The organism is uncultured Mailhella sp., assembly GCF_944324575.1.
Classification (GTDB): domain Bacteria; phylum Desulfobacterota; class Desulfovibrionia; order Desulfovibrionales; family Desulfovibrionaceae; genus Mailhella.
On the sequence record NZ_CALUWV010000139.1, the window covers coordinates 1 to 4,704 of the forward strand.

At 61.7% G+C, this 4,704-nt stretch carries 4 protein-coding genes; all 4 read left to right on the forward strand.

The window, feature by feature from the left end:
• Positions 1 to 776 precede the first annotated feature (776 nt).
• A complete protein-coding gene (locus Q0J81_RS10655; RefSeq protein ID WP_294447787.1) occupies positions 777 to 1,085 on the forward strand; it encodes a DUF3467 domain-containing protein in 309 nt (102 codons plus the stop codon).
• A gap of 902 nt (positions 1,086 to 1,987) precedes the next feature.
• Positions 1,988 to 3,724 carry an alkaline phosphatase gene (locus Q0J81_RS10660; protein ID WP_294447789.1) on the forward strand — a complete coding sequence of 579 codons (1,737 nt, stop codon included), beginning with the start codon at positions 1,988 to 1,990 and terminating at the stop codon, positions 3,722 to 3,724.
• Positions 3,725 to 3,897: 173 nt separating this feature from the next.
• A complete protein-coding gene (locus Q0J81_RS10665) occupies positions 3,898 to 4,332 on the forward strand; it encodes a hypothetical protein (protein WP_294447791.1) in 435 nt (144 codons plus the stop codon).
• A 6-nt stretch (positions 4,333 to 4,338) separates the two neighbouring features.
• Positions 4,339 to 4,704: ATP-binding cassette domain-containing protein (locus Q0J81_RS10670; protein ID WP_294447793.1), on the forward strand; the 366-nt coding region annotated here is incomplete at its 3' end.

Sequence of the window (4,704 nt, forward strand, 5' to 3'; positions counted from 1 at the left end):
TTCGGGGAAAGGGAAAAAGGTTTTCGTGCGATGTGCCGGAAAAAGGCGGGAATGATCGCCCCTCGTCGTTTTTTTGCGGGAGCTTCGGCGTTCGGCGCGGAGTTTGGGCCGTTTTGGCTTGGACGGCGGGGGAACTTGCGTCGGGCAAGGCGGACACGCCGCTTTCAGGCGATGCCGTCCGTCGGCAAGAGGTAAAGGCCCGAGGTGCACGCATGCTCCTGCTGAAAAGCAGAGGGAGTCTTCCGGCCGACATGGGGCATCAAAGGCGCACTCCGGACAAGACGTTTTGAGCAGCGCGCTGTTGAGAGATCCGGCAGCAGCAGGGACGGCGTGTGCAGGTCACAGCGCAACGCTCGGCGTGCAGAAGGCGTCGGGCCGCATTCTTCGCGGGGCGTCGAAGGCAGGGGAGGGCGTGGCCTTGTCGGTACAGAAAACACGATGCGGCGAGCACGGCTTCCTTCGGACTCGGCTTTTCCCGACGCAATGATGCGGGCTTCCGGTGCAGGATGTGCGCTTGCGCCGGAGAACGGAGCATAGTAGCCTTGCGGGGACTTTGCGCGTCATGCCCGACAGTGAGCGGACGATGGACGTCTTGCGGAGCCGGACGCAATGCCTGTCTGTGAGGGGCGAACCGCCGGAGCATACTCTGCCCGGCGCAGGGCTTCCCGCAAAGACAGGAAAACTCAGCATGCATCACGCTTTCCGCGGTATCTGTCCTGCCCGCGGAAAGCCGGAGAAGCAGGCGGGCAGACAATGTAATCATAAGGAGACGCATCATGGCAGAAACGCAGAACATCGGCCTGCATGTGGAGGCCGCCAGCATCCGCACCACCTACGTCAACGCCTTTCAGAGCCGTTATGCGGAAGGTGAGGTGTTTCTGACGTTCGGCGTGAGCCGCATGGAACCCGCTGCCGACGACACGTCGGCAGGAACGCTGGTCGTGGACATGCAGGACCGCATGGCCATGACGCCGCAGAGCGCCCGCCGTCTTGCCGCAACGCTCATCCGCACGTTGCAGGAATATGAGGAGCGTTTCGGGCCGATCATGCCCGCGTCGTCTGCCGACGACGGGAAGAACGGATAGCCGCAACCATACCGGTGCATGAGCGGACATGACGGCGCACGCGCGTTGTGTCCGCTTTTTTTGCGCCTTTTTTCTGTTCTTCTGCGGGGCCGTCCTGCCCGTGTGTCCCCCCTGGGACGGATCTTGTCCCGACACGCCACAGCAGAACGGCACGGGAAAGACGTTCTCCCGGGTCGGACTTTCCGCCCCGTGCCGTTCGTCTTCAGGCGTGTGATGCCTGCCCTCGACAGGCGTGTTTCCACTGTTCCGGCACGGGCCGCCTTGTTTTCCCTCTCCGTTCCGCGCCGGGCCCGAACAAGGGCCCGTGTTTTTTCCCGCAGCCCTGCCATGCGCCTTCGGTGACAGCCCGCGGATTTGCGCCCCGGCGACGTTGTTCAGCGCAGGGGGGCCGCCGTGCCGCCGCTTTCCCGCATGGTCGTGCCTGCCGGAAGGCGGCGGCCTTTTCCTTGAACATTGAATGTCGGATGGGAGCCTTGTCATTTCCGCCGGCTCGAGACCACCATCCGCCCCCTGTGAACGTTGTCTGTCGGACGGAGGCCTTGTCATTCCCGCCGGGCGCATTCATCGCTTTTTCCTCTGCGTTCCTGCCTTGCGCCGGGCCTTTTCTGTTGAGGCCTCCGCGCTTCCGCCTCCTTGGCTGCGGCACGCCGCTTTCTGTTTTCCGATCTTCTGCTTCCCCTGATGAAAAGTTTTGAAAGGAGGATGGGGGCGCGGGGGAAGGAGGGAAAGTTTTTCAAAACTTTCCCTCCTTCCCCCGCATCTCTTTTCCCTGTCCCCCCCTTCCTCTCGTGTTCCGTCATGTTCGCGTAGTTTTTCTTCATGAAGAATTTATAAGCGCTTCACAGGCAGGTCACAGGCCTTGTCCATAGTGGCGGCAGCTTGAAACAACACTGGAGGATAGTATGAAAGCTACCGTGATGATGCCGCTGTGTCTCGGCATGGCGCTTCTGACGGCCACGGCCCAGGCCGCGCCCGCCATTTATCCTGTGGACACGGCGCGTTTTCTGGGCACGTCGAAGTTTGACTTCAAGGTGGAATTCGACCGGGAGCTCAGTCAGTCCGACGTCGACGTCCGCATCAACGGCAAGAGCGTGGCCGACGTGTTCGGCGCGAAGCCGGAGTTCATCAAGAACGAGGAAGGCAAGGGCTCGGCCATCATTCTGCGCAACGTGTCGCTTGCCCCGGGCAAGTATGCGGTAACGGCGAAGGACGGCAGGGAAGAAGCCTCCGCCAAGTGGGACGTGTACGGCACGCCGGAGGTGGCAAAGGCCAAAAACGTCATTCTGCTCATTGCCGACGGTCTCAGCATGGGGCACCGCACGGGCGCGCGTCTGCTTTCCAAGGGCGTGACCAACGGCATGTATAACGGTTATCTTTCCATGGACACGCTGCCCTACACCGGCATGCTCGGCACCTGCAGCGTGGATTCCATTGCCGCCGACTCCGCCAACACCGCTTCCGCCTACATGACCGGTCACAAATCCAGCGTGAACGCCATCGGCGTGTATGCCGACCGCACCAAGGATCCCTTTGACGATCCGCGTCAGGAGAACATCGCCGAGCTTCTGCGCCGCAAAACGAACAAGTCCATAGGCATCGTGTCCGACGCGGAAATCGAAGACGCCACGCCCGCCTCGGTGGTGTCCCACACCCGCAAGCGTTCGGAAAAGGCGGCCATCGTGGGCATGTTTGCCGACATCCGTCCCGAAGTGCTCATCGGCGGCGGCTCCGCGTATTTCCTGCCCCGCACGGTTCCCGGCTCCAAGCGCAAGGATGAGAAGGACTATGTGGAAGACTTCCGCAAGGCGGGCTACACGCTGGCCACCACGCGCACCGAGCTTCTGAACGTCATGGAAAAGACGCCTGATCGTCTGCTCGGTCTGTTCCACACCGGCAACCTCGACGGTGCGCTCGACCGCAAGCAGCTCAAGAAGGGCACGGTGTCCAAGTTCCCGGATCAGCCTGACCTTACCGACTCCATGAACGCCGCGCTCAAGGTGCTGTCCAGGAATCCCAACGGCTTCTTCCTCATGCTGGAAGCCGGTCTGGTGGACAAGTACACGCATCCTCTGGACTGGGAGCGCGCCATTTACGACACCATCATGTTCGACAAGGTGGTGGCTCAGGCGCAGGCCTTCTGTGACGCCAACCCCGACACGCTTCTCATCGTCACCGGCGACCACACCCATGCGCTCAGCATCATAGGCACCGTGGACGACAATCTTCCCGGCGAGCTCATGCGCGACAAGGTGGGCATCTACGCGGCCGCGGGCTATCCCAACTACAAGGACGAGAATGGCGACGGCTACCCCGACAGCGTGAACGTGTCGAAGCGCCTCGCGGCCTTCATCGGCAACTATCCCGACCACTACGAGACCTTCCGTCCCAAGCTCGACGGCCCCTTCGTGCCTGCCGTGAAGGATGAAAACGGTCATTACATCGCCAACGCGGCCTACAAGGACGTTCCCGGAGCCCAGTTCGTGCCCGGCAATCTGCCCCGCACCGAATCCACGGGCGTGCACGCCATCGACGACCTCGTGGTGGGCGCGAGAGGCCCGAACGCCGATCAGATTCACGGTTTCATGAACAGCACGGAAATCTTCCGCATCATGGCCGAGGCCATGGCCCTCGGCAAGTGATGACGGATGCGGAAAGGGGGCGTGGGCTTCCTTTCCATGCTCGCCAGGCGCCCTGAATGTTCGGGGCGCCTTTTGCAGAATACGGGGGACGCGCCCTGTGCGGACAAAGGCCGGAAGGCTGAGCCTTCATGGTTCCCCGGTGGTTCCCGAACCTTTTTCCAACGGAAGCGAATATGAAAATCTGGCTGGCCGTGCTGCTCTGTGTTTTGCTCGGCGTTACGGCCGCGCATGCGGAAACGGAAAACCGCCTCAGCTTCGACGAGCTTTACAGCGGGGGAGGCGCGCTGGGGCTGCGTTTTTCCGACAAGGTGCTGTCCTTTGAGGGCAGCCGCATCGTCATACGCGGCTTCATGGCGCCGCCGCTGAAGGCGGATTCGGACTTTTTCGTGCTCACCCGGGAGCCCGTGGCTCTCTGCCCGTTCTGTCAGTCCGACTCCGACTGGCCGGACAACATTCTGGTGGTGTACCTCTCGGAGAAAGAGCGCTTCGTGCAGAACAACACCGTCATAGAGGTGGAAGGCGATCTGGAAGTCGGTTCCTGGACGGACGAGGAGACCGGCTTCGTGAGTCAGATGCGCCTGCGCAACGCCACCTTCCATACGCTGTGAGGCATCATGGAAAACGACCTTCATCTGCGGAACATACGCTACAGCGTTCAGGACGGCGGAGGGGTGCGCCGCGTGCTGGACATTCCCGACCTGTTTCTTCCCGGCGGCACGCTGGCGGGCATTTACGGCGATTCCGGCTCCGGCAAGACCTCGCTGCTCAACCTGCTCTGCGGCCTCATGCTGCCCGACGCGTGTCAGGGGAGCGAGCTTCGCTGGGGCGAGGATGACCTTCTTGCCATGCCGGAAGGCGCAAGAGACGCCTGGCGGGGACGCTATGTCGGCATGATATTTCAGGATTTTCAGCTTTTTCCTCAGCTTACCGCCATGGAAAACGTGCTTTTGCCCGCCACGTTCCGACATTTTTCCATTCCC